This is a genomic window from Streptomyces sp. NPDC044704, from assembly GCF_056433525.1.
In genome coordinates this window covers 428,857-448,355 of the sequence record NZ_JBWKGY010000005.1, presented here as the reverse complement: position 1 = coordinate 448,355, position 19,499 = coordinate 428,857, and the positions used below count along the sequence as shown (strand labels likewise).

Genomic DNA, 19,499 nt, shown 5'->3' with positions numbered 1-19,499 from the left:
GTCCGCATCCCGAGTCCAGGCCCGGACCCCGGGCCGTCCGAATCCCGGGCCCGGGTCCGGGCCCTGGGTCCGGGCCCTGAGTTCGGGCCCTGAGTTCGGGTCTGAAGAACGTTCAGGTCCGCCCTGCCCCCGTCGAGGAGATCGCCCATGCCTAGGCTGACCCGCGTGAGCAAGCAGCCCGCGTCCTTGGACGCGCCTCCGCCCGCTGTCCCCGCGAAGGGCGGGAGTCTGGCCTCCGAGCTCTTCACCCTGCGACGCGACCCACTGCCCCGGATGTCCCGGCCGCGGTGGCTGGCCCGGCTGCCCCACGGGCTGGTCCTGGTCCTGGCCGCCTTCCTCGGGTACAGCACCAGCTTCGAGCTGACCCAGGCCTACCGCTTCAGCGGTGTGCTCCCGGTGCTGGCCTGGATCATGGCCTGGGGACCGATCGCCGTCGCGCTCTTCCGCCCGATAGCTGGCTGGTGGCTGGGCCTGGCCACGGCCGGTCTGATCTCCTGGATGACCCACGACCACGTGCGGCAGGGTGAGTCGTGGCCCTGGCTGCCCAGCGAGATGGTGGCCTTCGCCCTCGTCATCCTGCTGGTGGCACTGCGCGTGCCGGCCCGCGTCACCGCCTCGGTCGTCGCCCTCACCGCCGCCTTCTCGGGCCTGGCGCAGACCCTGTTCATGCCTGTCCAGGCCGGGAACAACCTCCCCGCCACGACCCTCGTCTTCGGGTTCGTCGGACTCCTCGGATCCGTACTGCGCGCGCTGCGGCTGGCCCGCAGGCAGCTGGTCGTGCAGGAGAACGTGGCCGTGGAGGAGCGGGCCCGGCGGACCCTGCTGGAGGAGCGCAGCCGGATCGCCCGGGAACTGCACGACGTGGTCGCGCACCACATGTCGGTGATCTCCATCCAGGCGCAGGTCGCCCCGCACTTGGTGGAGAGCCCCTCCGAGGAGCTGAAGGAGAACCTGGCGGGCATCCGGGAGAACGCTCTGGAAGCGCTCACCGAACTGCGGCGCGTGCTGGGCGTCCTGCGGTCCGAACAGTCGGCGGATCCGGCCAATCCGCATCACCCGCAGCCGACCCTCGCCGACCTGGACGGCCTCGTCGACAACGTGCGGGGCGCCGGCTTGCAGGTCACCTCGGAGACGGCGGGCATACGCCGCCCGCTGACGCCGGGGGTCGAGCTGACCGCGTACCGGATCGTGCAGGAGGCGCTGAGCAACTGCCTGCGGCACGCGCCGGGTTCGCGGGTGGAGGTCGGTATCGCGTACGGGCCGCGCGACCTGCACGTGTGCGTGGCCAACACCGCTCCGACCCGGGCCGCCCCGCCCTCTCCGGGGACCGGACACGGGCTGCTCGGCATGCGCGAGCGGGCGGGCATGCTGGGCGGCGAACTGGCCGCGGGCCCGCGGCCCGACGGCGGTTACGAGGTGAGCGCCGTGCTCCCCATGGATCCGCCGGGCGGGTCCTCCTCCGAGACGAAGAAGAAGGACGCATGAGCACTCCGATCAGGGTGATGATCGCCGATGATCAGATGATGGTCCGGCAGGGCTTCACCGTGCTCCTCAACGCCCAGCCCGACATCGAGGTCGTCGGCCAGGCCGTGGACGGTGCGGACGCCGTGGCGAAGGTCGCCGAGCTGGGTCCGGACGTGGTGCTGATGGACATCCGCATGCCGGGGATGGGCGGGATCGAGGCCACCTCGGTCATCACCGGCTCTCCCGGCTCGGCGGTGAAGGTGCTGGTCCTGACCACCTTCGACCTCGACGAGTACGTGTACGAGGCGCTGCGCGCGGGCGCCTCCGGGTTCCTGCTCAAGGACGCCTCGGCGGATCAGCTCGCCGAGGCGGTACGGGTGGTAGCCGGCGGTGAGGCGCTGCTGTCGCCGAACATCACGAAGCGGCTGATCACCGAGTTCTCCCGGCTGGGGGCGCCGCGGGCCCCGTCGAAGGCGCGGATCGACGCGCTGACGGAACGGGAGACGGAGGTGCTGTCGCTGATCGCGCAGGGGCTGTCGAACGCGGAGATCGCGGAGCATCTGATCGTGGCGGAGCAGACGGTGAAGACGCATGTGAGCCGGGTCCTGGTGAAGCTGGGCCTGCGGGACCGCACCCAGGCGGCGGTGTTCGCGTACGAGACGGGTCTGGTCCGTCCGTCGGGCTACTGACGGACCGGTGTAGTACCTGAGGGGGACCCGGAGAAATCCCCTTCACTGGCGACGCGGACGACGGTGGCCCCCACCTACGGTTTGTGTATGACCGACACGACCACCGGGGCCACCCCCCGGCCGCCCGAATTGCGGATGGCTTCGGGAATCATGCAGAGCCTGCGTGAGGACCTGATCACCGACGCCTTCGTCTACCGGCCGCTTCCGCCGATGCCCACGGACGGGCCGCTGACCCGCCGGCTGTCGAAGGGGCTGGCCGCGAAGGCGGCCTTCCTGCCCCATACGGCGATATGCGCGACGGCGTTCTTCGTGGTCCTGATGGCGAGTGCCGACGGCGGCGGCGGGATGCCCGTGGGGCACCTGGTGATGGGTTTGATAGCGGCGACGCCGCTGCTGATGACCCTGGTGCGGCCGGTGGGTGCGTTCTGGGTGGCGCTGGCCGGCACGGCCGTCCTGTCGGTCTTCCAGGACCGGGATCTGACCTGGCCGTGGTCGCCGAGCACGTTCGTCGCCTATCTCGCCACGATCACCGCCGTGGCGATGCGGACCCGTCCCCGGGTCGCCGGCTGGATGTGGGTCATCACGCTTCTGTTCGGGACGATCCTGCCGATCCTGGTCGGATCCTCCGATTCGGGGGAGGTCGCCCCGATGGCCTTCGCGTCGGCGGTGACCTTGCTGATCGTCACCGTGCGCAACACCCGTAGGGAGGCGCGGCAGGAGGTCACCGCGCAGCAGGAGGTCACGGCTGTCGAGCGGGACCGGCGGACGCTGCTGGAGGAGCGGACGACCATCGCCCGGGAGCTGCACGACGTGGTCGCCCACCACATGTCGGTGGTGGCGATCCAGGCGGAGGCGGCTCCGTACCGGGTGAAGAATCCGCCGCCGGAGCTGGAGGCGGCGTTCGTCACGATCCGGGAGAACGCGGTGTCGGCGCTGACGGAGCTGCGCCGGGTGCTGGGGGTGGTCCGTTCCGCGGACTACGAGGCGCCGGACGCCCCGCAGCCGACGCTGGCTTCGCTGGACGGGTTGCTGGCCAATGTGCGGGAGGCCGGTCTGAGCGTCGACAAGACGGTCACGGGTGCGGTGCGGGATCTGCCGCAGGGTGTGGAGCTGTCGGCGTACCGGATCATCCAGGAGGCCCTGAGCAACAGCCTGCGGCACGCGCCGGGTGCGGTGGCCGGGGTGGAGGTGTCCTACGTGCTGGGCGGCCTCGGGGTCCGGGTCGTGAACGGTCCGCCGGTCGGCGATGTCCGCCCTTCGCCCGGGGCGGGGCACGGGATCACCGGGATGCGGGAGCGGGTGGCGATGCTGGAGGGTGAGATGACGGCCGGGGAGACCACCGCCGGCGGGTACGAGGTCGCGGTGTTCATACCGGTGCGGAGCCGTCCGGAGCCCGAGGCGGAGTCGGCATGACGATCAAGGTTCTGATCGTCGATGACCAGATGATGGTGCGGGAGGGCTTCTCGGTTCTGCTGAACGCCATGGACGGCATCGAGGTGGTCGGCGAGGCCGTCGACGGCCGGCAGGCCATCGCCCAGGTCGCGGCCCTGCGGCCGGACGTGGTGCTGATGGACATCCGGATGCCGGAGATGAACGGCCTGGAGGCGACCCGGCAGATCGTGGCCGCCGACACGGACGCGAAGGTCCTGGTGCTGACCACCTTCGACCTCGACGAGTACGTGTACCAAGCGCTGCGGGCGGGCGCGTCCGGGTTCCTGCTGAAGGACGCGTCCGCCCGGCAGCTCGCGGACGGGGTGCGGGTCGTCGCCGCCGGGGAGGCGCTGTTGGCCCCCTCGGTGACGAAGCGTCTGATCGTGGAGTTCTCCAAGCTGTCGGAGGCTCCCCGGCTCGCCGACCCGGCTGGGGTGACGGAACTGACGGAGCGGGAGACGGAGGTGCTGGTCCTCATCGCCCAGGGCCTGTCCAACGCCGAGATTGCGGACCGGCTGATGGTCGCGGAGTCCACGATCAAGACGCATGTCAGCCGGATCCTGGTGAAGCTGGGTCTCCGGGACCGGACTCAGGCGGCGGTGTTCGCCTACGAGACGCGACTGGTGACTCCGGCGTAGTGCTCACTGGCAGGTGAGGGTGAACTTCACGTCTCCCGACTTCACGCCCGTCTCGCCGGCCTGCTGGGGAACGGAGAGCTGGGCGGTGACCGTGGATGCCGAGGCGTTGGATTCGGATTCGCACAGTTCACCGCGCCGGGGTTCGCTGCTCGAATTTGCTGGGGATTCGCGTGGGGTGCCGCCACCAGCTTGCGAAGGCTGCGGGGCAGTGCAGCCACCAGGACGGACGGCGGGAACGACGCTGCGAAGGTGCGCGGACGCGGACCGGTCCCGAACCGGCCCGGCATGCCCGCCCGGTGTGGGCTGTCCGCGCGTCACCGCCGACGGGGGATCGTCGCGACGGCCCGCGCGGCCCCCGAGCCCACGCGGGCGAGAGCGTCCTCTCCCAGCCGGTACCAGACCCGCGGGCCGGACCCGGCAGGTGCAGTACGGGAGACCTGGCCGCGGTGGGATTTCGCCGGTCCTCGACGGGGGAAACGACCTAGTCTTCGAGGATGGGATTCGATCCGTGGGACGCCGCGTTCGTAGCCGATCCGTACCCCGCCTACCGGGAGTTGCGGGAGCGGGGCCGGGCCGTGTGGTCCGAGGCGACCGGGCAGTGGCTGGTGCCGCACTACGCCGATGTGAACGGGCTGCTGCGGGACCGCAGGCTGGGCCGGACATACCTGCACCGTTTCTCCCACGAGGAGTTCGGGCGGCAGGCTCCGCCGCCTGAGCACGAGCCGTTCCACGTGCTCAACGACAACGGCCTGTTGGACCTGGAGGATCCCGCGCACGGACGGGTCCGGCGGCTGGTCGCGAAGGCCTTCACACCGCGCACGGTGGAGCGGCTCGCACCGGAGGTGGAGCGGCTGGCCCGGGAACTGGTGGGCGGACTGCGGGAGGCCGGAGGCGGGGACCTGCTGACGGCCGTCGCCGAACCGCTGCCGGTGGCGGTGATCGCGGAGTTGCTCGGGATCCCGCCGGCGGACCGGGGGCTGCTGCGCCCCTGGTCGGCGGACATCTGCGGGATGTACGAGCTGCGGCCGGACGAGGAGACCGCGCGGCGGGCCGTGGCGGCGAGCGTGGAGTTCAGCGCGTACCTGAGGGAGCTCATCGCGGAGCGCCGCGAACGCCCCGGGACGGATTTGATCTCCGGACTGATCGCCGCCCACGATGAGGAGGGCCGGCTCAGCGAGCAGGAAATGATCTCCACCTGCGTGCTGCTGCTGAACGCCGGGCACGAGGCGACCGTCAATACGACGGTGAACGGCTGGTGGGCCCTGTTCCGCCATCCGGATCAGCTCGCGGCCCTCCGTGCGGGCTCCGGAGCGGCCGATCCGAAAAAGTTGTCCACAGCTGTGGATGAACTCATGCGCTACGACACGCCCCTCCAGCTGTTCGAGCGCTGGGTTCTCGAAGACATCCAGGTCGGAGGCACTCTCATCCCCCGCGGGGCCGAGGTCGCACTGCTCTTCGGGTCCGCGAACCGGGACCCCGCACGGTTCACAAACCCGGAGGAACTGGACCTCGAACGGGTCGACAACCCGCATCTCAGCTTCGGGGCGGGTATCCACTACTGCCTGGGGGCACCGCTGGCCCGGCTGGAGCTGGCGGCCTCGTTCGGGGCGCTGCTGGAGCCGGGCCTGCCGCCACTGAGGCTGGTGCGGGAGCCCCAGTGGCAGGACGGGTACGTGATCCGCGGCCTGCGCGAGCTGCTCGTGGAGTTCTGAGAGCACGGCCCTCGGCACACACCCCTCAGCCGCGCCCGCCCGCCGGCCGGTTAGTCGCCTATGTCGACGTGCATGTTGAACCGCACTCCGTTGATCTTGACGAGGAGGTTCCCCTGGACCTTGCGCCGGGCCAGGGTCCCGCCGACGGCGCCCTTGCCGAGCGCGGCCTTGTCCTGCGGCTCGTGACTGACGAACGCGGTGAAGATCCCGCCCCCGGCGAGCCCGGAGGCCCGGCGCCACTCGTCGCGCAGCTCGGCGTACGCGTCCCGGTCCATCGCGGAGCCGCCGAGGCCGAGGTTGACGCGTTCCCCGCCCACGTAGGCGGCGGCGCACTGCTTGAGGATGGTCGGTACGAGGGTGTCCTTCAGGCTGTAGTGCGACGCGACGGCGGCCAGCAGACCGCTCGGGTCCCCCGCCAGCTTGGCCTTGCGGGCGTCCTTCGCGCCCGCCTTGACCATGTCCTCCCGGTCGCTGTCGATGGTCTTGCGCGCCTGTTCGAAGCCGAGTTCGGGATCCTGGGCGATCCCGACCGACAGGTCCCACTTGCCGACGGGAACCCATTCGGGGTCGAACCCGATCTCCTCGCAGTAGTCCTTGAGGTTCTGGTCGGCTTCTTCCGCGGACTTGGCGTACTTGGGCACGGGTCCCCCTCGGGTGTCGGTCGTGGCGGGCGCGGTCCACGCTGCCACGCACCGGACGGTCCGTCAGCCGTTCGGCACAGACGGTGAACGGGGCCTACGGATGGGGCCACTGAGGTGCGCCACCAGGGCCGGGCGGCCCGCCCGGTTCGCCCGTACCGCCGAATTCCGAACGGCCGTCCCGTGTCAGCAGGTCGAGTGGAAGAGCCCGCCGACCCGCCGCGCGCCGACCCGCCGCCCGCCGGTCAGGGCGTTGTACAGGGCAACGGCCTCGCGGGTCTCCGCCAGGTGCACCTCGGCCCCGGCCTCCCGCAGCACGGCCAGCGTCTGCGGGGGCACCCGCAGCCGCAGGTCCATGCCGAGGCTGAGGACGATCACCTCGGCGCCCCGGTCGAGCAGGTCGCGTACGTCTCCCGGCTGGATCCCGGGGTCGTGCCGGGTGCCGTGTTCGGCCCAGTCCCAGGGGCGGCCGCCGCCCGGGTACAGGGCGAAGTCCTTCCTCGGGGCCAGCCCGTCGACCTCCATCCGGCCCCACTCCAGGGCGGTGATCCGCGGGGAGACCGCGCCGTCGGACGCAACAAGATCTGTCATGCACACCAGCATCGCAGGACCGCCCCCACACCCGCCCCCGGACCGCACCCCGGTCCCCGCACGGCGGGCCGCCGCCTCCGGAGGGACGATGGGAAGGGGATCCGGCACGTCTACGAACGGACTGATCATGTTCCAGGACACCAAGGCGTTCAGCGGATTCGCGGTCGACGACATCGCCAAGGCCAAGGAGTTCTACGGCGGCACGCTCGGCCTGCGCGTATCCGAGGAGAACGGCATGCTCTTCCTGCACCTCGCGGGCGACACCAGCGTGCTGGTCTACCCGAAGGAGGACCACGAGCCCGCCGGCTTCACGATCCTCAATTTCCCCGTACCCGACGTCGAGCGGGCCGTCGACGAGCTCACGGCCGCCGGAGTCACCTTCGAGCGCTACCCCGGCTTCGACGCCGACGACAAGGGCATCGTCCGCGCCGAGGAGGGGCCGCCCATCGCCTGGTTCAGGGACCCGGCCGGCAACGTCCTCTCGGTGCTCGAACCGATGTGAGTGAGCTGGTACGAGCTGATGTGAACCGTTACGTCCCGAGGTGACGGCTGGGCGGCGCCCACCCAGCCCGCCCAGCCCACTCAGCCCACCCCACCCAGCCCACCCCACCCAGCCCACCCGGCGGGGGACCCCGCTACCCCCGCGGCAGGGTCAGGTGCCAGGCCGCCGTCCGCAGGGTCCATGTGCGCCGCCGGACCGGGCCCGACAGGACGTGGTTGGCCCGGTACCGGAAGTCCGCCCCGGACACCGTCACCGTCCGGGCCCGGCCCGTCAGCGGCGGCGCGCCCGACAGCCGGACCACCACCTCCGCCGGCCCGCCCGGTTCGGGCGTGCGCACGCAGACGTCCTCCACGGGCTGGTCCAGGTCCACGAGCAGCACCCCGTCGACCTCCACCCGCAGCCGGTGCACCCGCCGGGCCGCGGGCGCCGCCGGGCTCGGCAGCAGCGTCCGCAGGAGCGAACGGTACGTACCGCCCCACCGCGTCACCGGCACCGTCCGCGGCGGGGACGGGATCCGCAGCCCGCCCAGCACCACCCCGTCGCTGTCGTCGACGAGGAGGTCCCGCGGCCGCGTCACCCCGTCCAGGGCCGCCCGCGCCGCCGGCACCGCCGACAGCGGCACGCCCAGCGCCCCGGCCAGTGCCAGCGACCCCGGCGGGCCCACCGGAACCAGCGAGAGCGCGCCGTCCCCGAGCCCCCGCTCCCGGTGCAGCAGCCCCACGGCACGCACCAGCGCACCGTCGTCACCCACGATCACGGGCCGCCGATGGCCCCGGCGGGCGAGTGCCCGCGCAAATTCCTCCTGCGAATCCGGGAGGCAGATTTTCGCCGCCGCTCCCGCTGACAACACATCCTTCGCGATTCGCACGGACTCGCCGTCAAGACGGCGGGCGACCGGGTCGACGAGCACGAGCAGGCCGCCTACCGGCGCGCCCGCGTGGCTCATGGTGGGCTCTGGAGCCGACACCTCGGTCCTTCCTCGGGTAGCATCTTTGTGCAAGAGGCCCTTGCGCTATTGCGCCAGGGCCTTCGTCTATTCCGGGGTACCGGTCCGACGGCTCAGCCTGCGGTGTACATCGTCGTACGCCCCCTGACCTTGGACATGCCCCATCCGGAAGAGGTGTACGCCTGTGCCCGCTCTTGTGCTGCTCGGAGCTCAGTGGGGTGACGAGGGCAAGGGAAAGGCCACCGACCTGCTCGGTGGATCCGTTGACTATGTGGTGCGCTACCAGGGTGGCAACAACGCCGGCCACACGGTCGTCGTAGGCGACCAGAAGTATGCACTGCACCTTCTCCCCTCCGGCATCCTCTCCCCCGGATGCACCCCGGTCATCGGCAACGGTGTCGTCGTCGACCCGGCCGTCCTGCTCTCCGAGCTGCGCGGCCTGAACGAGCGCGGCATCGATACCTCCAAGCTGCTCATCAGCGGCAACGCGCACCTGATCACGCCGTACAACGTCACCCTCGACAAGGTCGGCGAGCGCTTCCTCGGAAAGCGCAAGATCGGTACGACCGGCCGCGGCATCGGTCCGACCTACGCGGACAAGATCAACCGCATCGGCATCCGCGTCCAGGACCTGTACGACGAGTCGATCCTCACCCAGAAGGTCGAAGCGGCGCTGGAGGGCAAGAACCAGCTCCTCGCGAAGCTGTACAACCGCCGCGCGATCGAGGCCTCGGCGATCGTCGAGGAGATGCTCCAGTACGCGGACCAGATCAAGGGCTACGTCGCCGACACCACCCTGATCCTCAACAACGCGCTGGACGAGGACAAGGTCGTGCTCTTCGAGGGCGGCCAGGGCACCCTGCTCGACGTCGACCACGGCACGTACCCCTTCGTCACCTCCTCGAACCCGACCGCCGGCGGCGCCTGCACCGGCACCGGCGTGGGCCCGACGAAGATCAGCCGCGTCATCGGCATCCTCAAGGCCTACACGACCCGTGTCGGCGCCGGCCCGTTCCCGACGGAGCTCTTCGACGAGGACGGCGAGGCCCTGCGCCGCATCGGTGGCGAGCGCGGTGTCACCACCGGCCGTGACCGCCGCTGCGGCTGGTTCGACGCCCCGATCGCCCGTTACGCGACCCGCGTGAACGGCCTGACGGACTTCTTCCTCACCAAGCTGGACGTCCTGACCGGCTGGGAGGAGATCCCGGTCTGCGTCGCGTACGAGATCGACGGCAAGCGCGTCGAGGAGCTCCCGTACTCGCAGACCGACTTCCACCACGCGAAGCCGATCTACGAAACCCTCCCCGGCTGGTCCGAGGACATCACCAAGGCCAAGACCTTCGCGGACCTCCCGAAGAACGCCCAGGCGTACGTCAAGGCCCTGGAGGAGATGTCGGGCGCCCCGATCTCCGCGATCGGCGTCGGCCCCGGCCGCACCGAGACGATCGAGATCAACTCGTTCCTGTAGGCCCCGCCCGCACGAACACCGCACCACCCCCGAGCGGGGCAGCCGCGACGTCCGCGACTGCCCCGCTCGGGCGTTCCCCCGCGACCGACCGCGACCGACGGCGCCGGACCCCCGGTCGACACCACCGGCGCGCAGCGGGACGATGGGAACGGAGCGACGCGCCCCGGCGTCCCCCTTCACCGGCCGCCGCCAAGCGGCGCGAAGGATGCGGACACGCCCGCTCCAGGTAGCCACGGTCGCCGACGACACCCACGGGAACGGCCATGACCGGTAGCAGCACAGCACGTCTCACCGCCCTCGGCGCGGCACCGATCGCCGCCCTGCTCGCGCTCGCTCCGGCCGCCGCGGCCGCCGCCCCGGCCGCTCCGGCCGCCCCGGCCATCTGTCACCTCCTGAGCCAGCCCGCGGACCCGTACCACCTGGGCTGCCGGGAGGGCTTCAGGCTGGGGGTGGCGGCCGGCTACGCGAACGGCAAGCAGTGCCAGAAGCTCCCGCCCCCGCTGTCGCCGGTGAACCCCAACGCGTTCGAGCAGGGGAAGCGGCAGGGATACGTGGACGGCTACGAACAGGCCTACAAGCACACCTACGACCGGAACTGCGACCTGCCGCAGCTGCCCCCGGCGCAGAAGCAGCCGCCCCCGCAGACGCAGACACCGCAGAGCATGGCCGCCGCGGGCCAGGCGGCGGGAACCACCTGGGGCAAGGAGGACGCCAGGCTGACCTGCACCCGGGAGCACGCGAACCTGGTCCCGCCGGCGACGCCGAACGTGCTGATCACCGCGTACCAGAACGGCTACCGCGTCGGCTACGACGTCGCGTACGACGAGGCCTACCGCCAGATGTGCCCGAAGAAGTGACAGCGGTCCCTGAGGAAGAGACCGCGTTCAGCAGGTTCAGCAGGTTCAGCAGAAGGCTTCCTTCGCCACCGCCGCGCCCTTGTTCCAGCCCTGGCTGAACTGCTGGTTGGACTGCGGCGGGGCCTTCGCGTCGCAGTTGCCCTTGACGGCGTCCCAGCCGGCGACGATGCCGGCCTTGAGGGTGGTGCCGCCGGCCTGCACGGCCGCCACGCTGCCGCCGCTGCACTTGGTGACCGTCGAGCCCTGCTGGACCGAGTACTGGCCGTCCTTCGCCTTGGCGATGTTGAAGGTGCCGTCCGGATTCATGCTGAACCCGGCACCGTCACCCGTGGACGACTGCAGGAAGGCGGGCCCCGGCTGGAACCCGCCGCCGGAGATGTTCACCGTGCCGTCGGCCAGGACGCCCGACGTGGAGCAGGTGGCGGCGGGAACGGCCGCGGGGACCGCGGCCCCCGCGAGGGCGGCGGATCCGAGGGCGAGGGAACCCGCCATCACGGGCGCGAGGAGGATCAGGCGCGTACGTCGGTTCAGGTTCATGGTGCTTCCTCCCGTAAGGGAGAGACGGAAAGACGGGGGTCGCGGAGGACCGGGAGAACGTCCCGAAGAGGTGCGGGCCCTCACGGGCCGCACGGCACCGGCCCGGCGACCGAGGGGCCGGAAACGTCCGTCGTTCCCATCGTCTCCCGCCCGGCCGCCCGTGTCGACCCAGGTCGAGCGGCTACGAGGTCCACCGGCGCGGAGCCGAGTAGGTGCGCAACGTGATGCCGTGCCGGGTGTGGAGCCGGAACAGCTCGAAGGCGGCCACGGCCGTCGTCGCCACCGCACCCCCGACGGGCAGCGTCCAGGCGTCGGCGGGCCAGCTCCCGACGGAGTAGAACACGCTCTGGATGACGAACTCCCAGGCCAGGACGACCGTCAGCAGCGCGGGCAGCGCCTGGTGGACCTCCACCGTGCGGAACATGTGCCGGGACACCGCGGGCACCGCGAACCAGATGAAGGCGACGCCCCGCGCGGCCATGCCGATGCCCACGACGATGGCCGCGGCCATGAACACGAACGACCACGCCGACCAGCTGCCGACGGTCTGCGGCACCAGGACGATGAGCACGACCCCCGCCGCCACCAGCACGACGTGCCCCAGCAGCGCCCCGACGGCGGTCAGCGGCCCGCGGAGCTTCGCCCGCATCGGCCCCCGGTGCCCGGGCCGGGCGGCGCCGATGAACAGGCCCACGACCAGCGGCACGCTGACCAGCAGCAGCACCGGCGTCAGCGCCACTTTGAGCAGCCCGTCCAGCGCCCAGACGGCGAGGTACTTGTTCTCGTTCGCGGCGATCGGCACCTTCACCAGCAGCGCCGTCGCGAGCCCGCCCCAGAACCGGACCGCCTGGAGGGTCCGTACGTACGGGTCGTCCAGCACGGACGCGCCGTCCGGCTCCATGTACCGCCGGACGAGCATCCGGTCACGGTTGACACTGATTTCTCCCAAGTCCCCCTGCATACCCAGATGTTGGCAGGCCACAGAGGCGGAGGACAGGCTTCCTCAGGGCGCTTCCAGGGCGTTCCCCGGGCACTTTCCGCCACTCCGGAAAAATGTCTTTCCCGGAGCTGTCACACTCCTGCCGCGCCGTCCGTCAGTGCTGTGTAGACGACGACGAAGGAGAGCAGCAGCCATGACGAACACCTCCAGCTCCGCATCCGCCTCCACTCCCGCCCCCACCTCCGCCTCCATTTCGCGGATGCCCAATCCCGGCGATTTCGTCCCGGAGCTGAACGACGTCAGCGCCGCCCTGTTCCGCGCCACGGGCAACCGCTCGGTCCCCCGCGCCACGATGAGCCTGGTCCACCTGCGCGCGGGCCAGATCGTGGGCAACACCTACCTCACCGTCCTGAACACCGGTTTCCTCCGCAAGGCCGGGGAGTCCGAGGAGCGCATCACGGCCGTGTCGTCCTGGCAGGACGCCCCGTACTTCACCGAGGCCGAGCGGGCCGCGCTGGCCCTGGTGGAGGCCGTCCTCCAGCCGGCCCCGACCGGCAAGGAGCGCGTCCCGGACGAGCTGTACGCGCGGGCGGCCGAGCACTACGACGAGAAGGCGCTGGCCACCCTCACCATCGCGATCGGCCAGATCAACTTCTTCATCGCCCTGGCCCTGATCGGCAAGCCCCAGCCGGTCACCTCCCTCGCCGACGAGCAGTGGGGCTGAGGGGGGAGTCGGGGGGCGGGATCCCGGTGGGACCCGGGGGCCTGAGGGCCGGGTACCACCTGGACGGGGCCGGTCAGCCCGGGTGTTGGGGCCGTCCACCAGACGAGGGTGTCACCGGTCCGGTCCGGCCCCTCAAGGGCGCTCACTACGTTCGCGTCGCTCCGCGATGGCCTACGGCCACCCTTGACCGACCGGCCCGGACCGGCAGGCATTTACTGCCTGGCGGACGGCCCCAACAAAAGGACGCCCAGGGGGACGCCTTCTCCCTCTTCCGGCCCGTCCCGCCCAACCCCCACCGGAGACCGGCTGCACCGCCTCCCCCGCAGTCATGCCGACCGGCCCTCCCCACGCAGCCGATCGCTACGCACCGCGAGTCGGCTCAGCGTCCGACGGCAGCCTGTGGCTGGACATAAACACGCACCGGATCGCTACGCACTGCGGCTCGGTTCGGCGTCCGCCGCCCGTCCGGGGCCGCGATGCGTCTGACCACAGATCACGCCGACCTGACCAACCTCAGGCGCAGTCAGAGGACCTGGACGGGGCCAAGAGGAGTCAGCAGGCAGATACGGATGACCTGGACGGGGTCAAGAGGGGGCAGTAGGCAGATGCGGCGGGGGTGGACGCCGAACCGAGCCGCAGTGCGTAGCGATCAGATGCGTGCGTGTGTGCGTGTCTGCGGCGGTCGGGGAGGTACGGGCCCCAGCCCGCCACGGTCCTGTCGCCAGGCCCCCTCCCCCCGGCGGCCCGGACAGTCTGTGTCGTTCCGGGACGGGGGCCGGGGTCAAGGGTGGCCGCAGGCCATCGCGTAGCGACGCGACCGCAGGGAGCGCCCTTGACGCCGGACCCCGGCCCGGGAGGACACTCGGACTGACCGGGCCGCCGGGGTCCCTCCCGAGGGCATCGGCCCCCGGCCCCTCCCGGCCGTCCGCCGCCCGGCCCGCGCAGCCCGCCCCGCGGTAGCCACCCGGGGCCCCGCCCCACCCGCAGCCTCCGCCCCTACCAAGCCAGTTGTGCGATCTCCTCCGAGACCACCGCGCAGGCGTCCGCCGCCGGGTCGATCAGGGGGAAGTGGCCCACCCCGTCCAGCAGGGTCAGTCCGACCATCTCCCCCGCCTTCGCGGCGGCGGCGACGTACGACTCCGCCACCGCGTGCGGGACCACGATGTCCTCCCGCCCGTGCACGACGGCGGTGGCGATGCCCGTCGGGAGCAGCGCCGCCGGGTCGGCGAAGGGCAGCCGCTCCGCCCAGTGTTCCGCGCCGCCCAGCAGCTGCGCGGACGCGCCCCCGCACACCTCCAGTTCCTCGGCCACCGCGAAGTCCGCGATCGGGGCCAGGGCCACCACGCCGCGCAGCAGCGGCGGGGAGGGGAGCCGCCACGGGGAGCCGGCGGGGAGCACGTGCCGGGCGGCCGCCCACAGGGCGAGCTGGCCGCCCGCCGAGTGGCCCGTCACGACGGTGCGGCGCGGGTCGGCTTCGGGGAGGGCGGCCGCGGTCAGGGCGGGCAGGGCGTCCATGGCGGCGGCGACGTCGTCGAAGGTCTCGGGCCAGCGGCCGGCGACGGCCGGTCCCGTCCCCTGGTGCGGGATCGAACTGCCGCGCCGGTACTCGACGTTGGCGACGGCGAAGCCCTGGCGGGCCAGGAATCCGGCGAGCGGGGTGATGTGCCGGCGGTCGTACGGGGCGCGCCAGGCGCCGCCGTGGAGGACGACGACCAGGGGGGCGGTGCCGGGTCCGGTGCCGTCGCCGTGCGGGGCGTAGAAGTCGATGACCTGGTCGGGGTGTTCCCCGTACGCGGCGGTGGCGTCGGGGTCGACCGGGGGGTGGGAGAAGGCCGAGGCGGCCTCGGCGGCGTCCCGTTCGACTGCGGGGTCCGTCATCGGCTCAACCTCTCGGTAACGCGTGTGACAGCGGGGACTGGTGTTCCGGTATTCCGGCAGAGCGGGACCGTATCAGGCTAGAACCCGCCGTCCAGTGGCCGGACAGCGCTTCGCTGGAGCGGGCGGGGCCGTAGCCCCGCCCGCCCGACTGCTGTGACGTTTCGCTACCGCGTCACCCGAAAATGTGACCCAGTGTGCGGGCGGCGCGCTCGGCGTCGGCGAATCCGACGTAGAGCGGGGTGAACCCGAAGCGCAGGACGTCGGGGGCGCGGAAGTCCCCGACGACGCCCCGCGCGATGAGTTCGGTCATGACCTCGCGCGCGTTCTCGGTGCGCAGCGAGACCTGGCTGCCGCGCTCCGCGTGTCCGGCCGGGGTGACCGCCTCGACGCGGCCCTCGGGGACGTACGCGGCGACGCATTCGAGGAAGAAGTCCGTCAGCGCGAGGGACTTGGCGCGGACGTCGTCGACGTCCACGCCCTCCCAGACGTCGAGGGCCGACTCCAGGGCGAGCATGGACAGGATGTCCGGGGTGCCGACCCGTGCGCGGGCCGCGCCCTGCGCCGGCTCGTAGGCCGGGTTCATCGCGAAGGGCTCCGCGTGGCTGTTCCAGCCGGGCAGCGGGGAGTCGAAGGCGCCCTGGTGGCGTTCGGCCACGTAGATGTATGCCGGGGCGCCGGGGCCGCCGTTGAGGTACTTGTACGTGCAGCCGACCGCGAGGTCGACGGAGTGGGCGTCGAGGCCCACGGGCAGGGCGCCCGCCGAGTGGCACAGGTCCCAGACGACGAGCGCGCCGGCCGCGTGCGCGGCGGCGGTGAGGGCGGGCAGGTCGTGGAGGCGGCCGGTGCGGTAGTCGACGTGGTTGAGGAGCACCACGGCGGTGTCGGGGGTCATCTGCGAGACGGCGTCGGCGGGGTCGACGGCGACGACGTCGAGGCCGGTCATCCGAGCGGCGGAGGCGGCGATGTAGCCGTCCGTCGGGAAGGTGGCGGCGTCGACGAGCATCCGGGTCCGGCCGGGCGCTGCCAGCCGGGCGGCGCCGACGAGCGCCTTGAAGAGGTTGACGCTGGTGGAGTCGCCGACGGTGACCTGGCCGGGGGCGGCGCCGATCAGCGGGGCGATGCGGTCGCCGATCCGCTCGGGGGCGGTCCACCAGCCGCTCTCGTCCCAGGAGCGGATGAGGAGCTCGCCCCACTGGCGCCGTACGACGTCGGTGACGGCGTCGGGGACTGCGGCGGGGAGGGCGCCGAGGGAGTTGCCGTCGAGGTAGACGACGCCTTCGGGGAGGGCGAAGCGGTCGCGGAGCTTGCCGAGCCCGTCGGCGGCGTCGAGGCCGGCGGCGCGTTCCCGGAGGGCGTCTTCCGCCGGATGGGGGACGGAGCCCGCTATCGGGTGCGTGTCAGACATGGCTGCGGGCCGTCCAGAGCTCGGGGAACACGTTCTTCGTCGCGCGCTTCTCCAGCCAGGCCACGCCGGCCGAGCCGCCCGTGCCCGTCTTCGCGCCCATCGCGCGCCGGGTCGCGACGAGGTGGTCGTTGCGCCAGCGCCAGACCAGCTCGGCGACGTCGGTGAGCACCTCGCCGAGGCGGTGCAGGTCGGCGTGCTCGCCGGCGGGCTCGTTGTACAGGGCCGTCCAGACGGCCTCGACCTCGGGGGACGGCTCGTAGCGCAGCGCCAGGTCGCGGTCCAGGACCTGCTGCGGGACCGGCAGGCCGCGGCGGGCGAGCAGGCGCAGGGTCTCGTCGTAGAGGCTGGGCTCGTGGAGGGCCTTCTCCAGCTCGCCGTGGACGCGCGGGGCGCCGCGGTGCGGGACGAGCATCGACGCGGACTTGTCGCCGAGCAGGAACTCCATCCGCCGGTACATCGCGGACTGGAAGCCGGAGCCCTCGCCGAGGGCGGAGCGGTACGCGTTGAACTGGCCGGGGGTGAGCTGTGCGAGGGGGCGCCAGGAGGCGTTCAGCGCCTCCAGCTCGCGGAGGGATCGTTTCAGCGCGTCCATCGCGACGGGGATGTCGTCCTCGCGCAGGGCGCGCGCGGCGGTTTCCCACTCGTGGACGATGACGGTGAACCACAGCTCCATGACCTGGGTCGTGACCAGGAAGACCATCTCGCCGGGGTCGTCCGAGCGGAGGTGCTGGAGGTGGGTGAGGACGTCGGCCTGGACGTAGTCCTCGTAGGGGGTGGTGCCGGCGAAGTCGAGGTTCGGGGTGTCCGAACCGGCTCCGGAGGCATCAAGGGCGTGCGACATTTCTGTCTCCTCGACACGTGCTTCCGGGTAGCGGTCCGCTCCTTCCGGTGAGGTAAGTGGAGCCCCGGTCCCCTGCTCGCATCATAAACAGGGGATCCGGAAGCCCTCTAGGGCAGTCGGGGTGCCCGTTATGCGAGCGTGTCCGCCGCGGTCTCGGAGGAGTCCCGCAGGAAGGTCGAGCAGCGCTCGTACTCCTCCTTCTCGCCGATCGCGCCGGCAGCGCGCGCCAGGGCGTTCAGGGCGCGCAGGAAGCCGCGGTTCGGCTCGTGCTCCCACGGCACCGGGCCGTGGCCCTTCCAGCCCGCGCGGCGCAGGGCGTCCAGGCCCCGGTGGTAGCCGGTGCGGGCGTAGGCGTACGACTCGACCGTGTTGCCGGCGGCGAAGGCCCGGTCGGCGAGGGCGGCCCAGGCGAGGGAGGACGTGGGGTGCGCGGCGGCCACCTCGGCCGGGTCGGTCCCGGCGGCGAGCGCCTCGCGGGGCGCGGGCTCGTCGGGCAGGTGGGTGGGGGCGGGGCCCCCGAGCAGGTTCTGGTGAATCGACATGGGATCAGTGTGGCCGATGGCCGGGCGGGCCGGGCGGCCCGTCACCGAGGGGCCGTCACAGCCCGGACAGGACCGCCGCCGCCGGGTGCGGCACCGCGGCCGCCACGGCCGCCGGGTCGGCCTGTGCCGCCGGGGCGCCCCCGTGCCGGGGCACCGCGGCCGCCGCCGGGTGTCGGGGCGCCGGGACGCAGGCCGGGGGGCGGGCCGAGGCCAGTTCCCGCCGCAGGACGGGGACGATCCGCTCCCCCAGCAGGTCGATCTGCTCCAGCACCGTCTCCCGCGGCAGCCCGGCGTGGTCCACGAGGAACAGCTGGCGCTGGTAGTCCCCGTAGGCCTCCCGGAAGGTGAGGATCTTCTCGATGACCTCGTCCGGGCTGCCCACGGCCAGCGGGGTCCGCGCCGTGCACTCCTCCAGGGACTCGCGGCCCCCGTACACGGGCGAATGGTCGAAGTACGGGCGGAACGCGCGCACCGCGTCCTGCGAGCGCGCCCGTACGAAGACCTGGCCGCCGATGCCGACGACGGCCTGCTCGGCGGTGCCGTGCCCGTGGTCGGCGTACCGGGTGCGGTACAGGTCCACCAGCCGGGCGTAGTGCGCGGCGGGGGCGAAGAGGTTGTTCGCGAAGAAGCCGTCGCCGTAGTGCGCGGCCTGCTCGGCGGTCTCGGGCGAGCGCACCGAGGCGTGCCAGACGAAGGGCGGTACGCCGTCCAGCGGGCGGGGCGTGGAGGTGAAGCCGTCGAGGCGGGCCCGGGAGCGGCCCCTCCAGTCGATGTCCTCCTCCCGCCAGAGGCGGTGCAGCAGGGCGTAGTTCTCGCGGGCGAGCGCGAGGCCCTCGCGGAGGTCCTGGCCGAACCACGGGTAGACGTTGGGGGTGTTGCCGCGGCCCAGCGTCAGGTCCACCCGGCCGTCGGCCAGGTGCTGGAGCAGGGCGAACTCCTCCGCGATCCGGACGGGGTCGTTGGTGGTGACGAGGGTGGTGGCGGTGGACAGGAGCAGCCGCTCGGTGCGGGCGGCGACGTACGCGAGGAGGGTCGCCGGCGAGGAGGGCACGTAGGGCGGGTTGTGGTGCTCCCCGGTGGCGAAGACGTCGAGGCCGGCCTCCTCCGCCCGGACGGCGATGGCCGTCATCGCCTTGATCCGCTCGTACTCGGTCGGCGTACGGCCGGTGAGCGGGTCGGGCGCGACATCGCCGATCGAGAAGACGCCGAACTGCACCACCCCGTCACCCCTCCGCCGTGGACGCCCCCGCCGGGCGCCCCGCGGCGCCGGTGCGGTGCCGGGGGGCAGGCCCCGGCACCGCGGCTCGTGGGGGGCCTGACCGGGGCCCCTCGTACAGGACCGTGCCGGATGCCGGGGGGAGCGGCCACGTCCGTTCCGGCAGTCCGTCAAGTCGCGGTGCGCCGGGGCGGTGGTGGTGGGGACCCCACCACGTTCCGCCCGAGTGCGGTGACGGGCGCACCTCCCCGCGCGCGGGGTCGAGGACGGACGGTGGGGGTGCAGTCGATGCACGTCTAGGGGGCATGTCGTGAAAGCGGTCATGAGCAGTACAGCCGTGAGGCCGGCAACCGGGCCGGCCGCGGTGACGAGGACGAGGACGGACGCGGGAACGGACACGGGAACGGACACGGGGACGAGAACGGCGACGGAGACACGGACGGGTACGGGTACGGGTACGGGCACGAAGACGGGAACGGG

Annotated in this window: 19 protein-coding genes; 9 read left to right on the top strand and 10 right to left on the bottom strand. The window is 72.2% G+C overall.

Translation table 11 applies throughout. From position 1 onward, the window contains the following. Positions 1 to 165: 165 nt before the first annotated feature. From AC07B0_RS15950 to AC07B0_RS15930, 5 genes are all read left to right on the top strand, one after another. The gene (locus AC07B0_RS15950; protein WP_478898420.1) at positions 166 to 1,485 is read left to right on the top strand and encodes a sensor histidine kinase; all 1,320 of its coding nucleotides are present in this window, start codon (positions 166 to 168) and stop codon (positions 1,483 to 1,485) included. Continuing rightward, positions 1,482 to 2,153 (top strand): response regulator, encoded by a 672-nt coding sequence (locus tag AC07B0_RS15945; RefSeq protein ID WP_478898418.1) that lies wholly within the window; start codon positions 1,482 to 1,484, stop codon positions 2,151 to 2,153. Before AC07B0_RS15950 ends, AC07B0_RS15945 begins: the two co-directional genes overlap by 4 nt. Positions 2,154 to 2,240: 87 nt before the next feature. Then, positions 2,241 to 3,566, top strand: a complete 1,326-nt coding sequence (locus AC07B0_RS15940) for a sensor histidine kinase (protein ID WP_356881808.1) — start codon at positions 2,241 to 2,243, stop codon at positions 3,564 to 3,566. Next, entirely contained in the window at positions 3,563 to 4,222 is a 660-nt protein-coding gene (locus AC07B0_RS15935) for a response regulator transcription factor (RefSeq protein WP_356881810.1), read from the top strand. Before AC07B0_RS15940 ends, AC07B0_RS15935 begins: the two co-directional genes overlap by 4 nt. Positions 4,223 to 4,716: 494 nt before the next feature. Further along, positions 4,717 to 5,934, top strand: coding sequence for a cytochrome P450 (locus AC07B0_RS15930; RefSeq protein ID WP_478898416.1), 1,218 nt, complete (start codon positions 4,717 to 4,719; stop codon positions 5,932 to 5,934). Positions 5,935 to 5,984: 50 nt separating this feature from the next. Here the strand turns inward: AC07B0_RS15930 and AC07B0_RS15925 are convergent, their stop codons facing one another. Then, on the bottom strand, positions 5,985 to 6,575 hold the full coding sequence (locus AC07B0_RS15925) for a hypothetical protein (RefSeq protein WP_478864137.1): 591 nt from the start codon (positions 6,573 to 6,575) through the stop codon (positions 5,985 to 5,987). 183 nt (positions 6,576 to 6,758) lie between these two features. Further along, positions 6,759 to 7,163, bottom strand: coding sequence for an Mth938-like domain-containing protein (locus AC07B0_RS15920; protein ID WP_478898414.1), 405 nt, complete (start codon positions 7,161 to 7,163; stop codon positions 6,759 to 6,761). A gap of 127 nt (positions 7,164 to 7,290) precedes the next feature. Here AC07B0_RS15920 and AC07B0_RS15915 point away from each other — a divergent pair, with 127 nt between their 5' ends. After that, the gene (locus AC07B0_RS15915) at positions 7,291 to 7,665 is read left to right on the top strand and encodes a VOC family protein (RefSeq protein WP_356881820.1); all 375 of its coding nucleotides are present in this window, start codon (positions 7,291 to 7,293) and stop codon (positions 7,663 to 7,665) included. A gap of 133 nt (positions 7,666 to 7,798) precedes the next feature. Here the strand turns inward: AC07B0_RS15915 and AC07B0_RS15910 are convergent, their stop codons facing one another. Beyond that, entirely contained in the window at positions 7,799 to 8,611 is an 813-nt protein-coding gene (locus AC07B0_RS15910; protein WP_356881886.1) for a diacylglycerol kinase family protein, read from the bottom strand. A gap of 184 nt (positions 8,612 to 8,795) precedes the next feature. On the opposite strand from AC07B0_RS15910, the gene AC07B0_RS15905 reads away from it, so the two are divergent. Then, positions 8,796 to 10,079: an adenylosuccinate synthase gene (locus AC07B0_RS15905; RefSeq protein WP_356881822.1), complete on the top strand. Its 1,284-nt coding sequence runs from the start codon at positions 8,796 to 8,798 to the stop codon at positions 10,077 to 10,079. A gap of 263 nt (positions 10,080 to 10,342) precedes the next feature. After that, positions 10,343 to 10,936, top strand: coding sequence for a hypothetical protein (locus AC07B0_RS15900; RefSeq protein WP_478864134.1), 594 nt, complete (start codon positions 10,343 to 10,345; stop codon positions 10,934 to 10,936). 45 nt (positions 10,937 to 10,981) lie between these two features. Here the strand turns inward: AC07B0_RS15900 and AC07B0_RS15895 are convergent, their stop codons facing one another. Both AC07B0_RS15895 and AC07B0_RS15890 read right to left on the bottom strand, forming a co-directional pair. Next, positions 10,982 to 11,473, bottom strand: a complete 492-nt coding sequence (locus AC07B0_RS15895; protein ID WP_478898412.1) for a hypothetical protein — start codon at positions 11,471 to 11,473, stop codon at positions 10,982 to 10,984. A gap of 181 nt (positions 11,474 to 11,654) precedes the next feature. Further along, positions 11,655 to 12,422: a hypothetical protein gene (locus AC07B0_RS15890; protein WP_478898410.1), complete on the bottom strand. Its 768-nt coding sequence runs from the start codon at positions 12,420 to 12,422 to the stop codon at positions 11,655 to 11,657. Between the two features lie 184 nt (positions 12,423 to 12,606). Between AC07B0_RS15890 and AC07B0_RS15885 the strand changes: the two genes are divergently transcribed. After that, complete coding sequence (locus AC07B0_RS15885; protein WP_356881830.1) at positions 12,607 to 13,137, top strand: carboxymuconolactone decarboxylase family protein; 531 nt, start codon at positions 12,607 to 12,609, stop codon at positions 13,135 to 13,137. A 996-nt stretch (positions 13,138 to 14,133) separates the two neighbouring features. On the opposite strand, the gene AC07B0_RS15880 is transcribed toward AC07B0_RS15885, so the two are convergent. The 5 genes from AC07B0_RS15880 to AC07B0_RS15860 form a co-directional block, all read right to left on the bottom strand. After that, a complete protein-coding gene (locus tag AC07B0_RS15880; protein ID WP_478898408.1) occupies positions 14,134 to 15,015 on the bottom strand; it encodes an alpha/beta hydrolase family protein in 882 nt (293 codons plus the stop codon). 172 nt (positions 15,016 to 15,187) lie between these two features. Further along, positions 15,188 to 16,420 (bottom strand): kynureninase, encoded by a 1,233-nt coding sequence (kynU, locus tag AC07B0_RS15875; RefSeq protein WP_356881834.1) that lies wholly within the window; start codon positions 16,418 to 16,420, stop codon positions 15,188 to 15,190. Beyond that, on the bottom strand, positions 16,413 to 17,261 hold the full coding sequence (locus AC07B0_RS15870) for a tryptophan 2,3-dioxygenase family protein (protein ID WP_356881836.1): 849 nt from the start codon (positions 17,259 to 17,261) through the stop codon (positions 16,413 to 16,415). The genes kynU and AC07B0_RS15870 overlap by 8 nt, the downstream gene beginning before the upstream one ends. Before the next feature lie 128 nt (positions 17,262 to 17,389). Beyond that, positions 17,390 to 17,803, bottom strand: a complete 414-nt coding sequence (locus tag AC07B0_RS15865; RefSeq protein ID WP_356881838.1) for a DUF3151 domain-containing protein — start codon at positions 17,801 to 17,803, stop codon at positions 17,390 to 17,392. A 55-nt stretch (positions 17,804 to 17,858) separates the two neighbouring features. Beyond that, a complete protein-coding gene (locus tag AC07B0_RS15860; protein WP_356881888.1) occupies positions 17,859 to 19,019 on the bottom strand; it encodes a CE1758 family FMN-dependent luciferase-like monooxygenase in 1,161 nt (386 codons plus the stop codon). Positions 19,020 to 19,499: the final 480 nt, after the last annotated feature.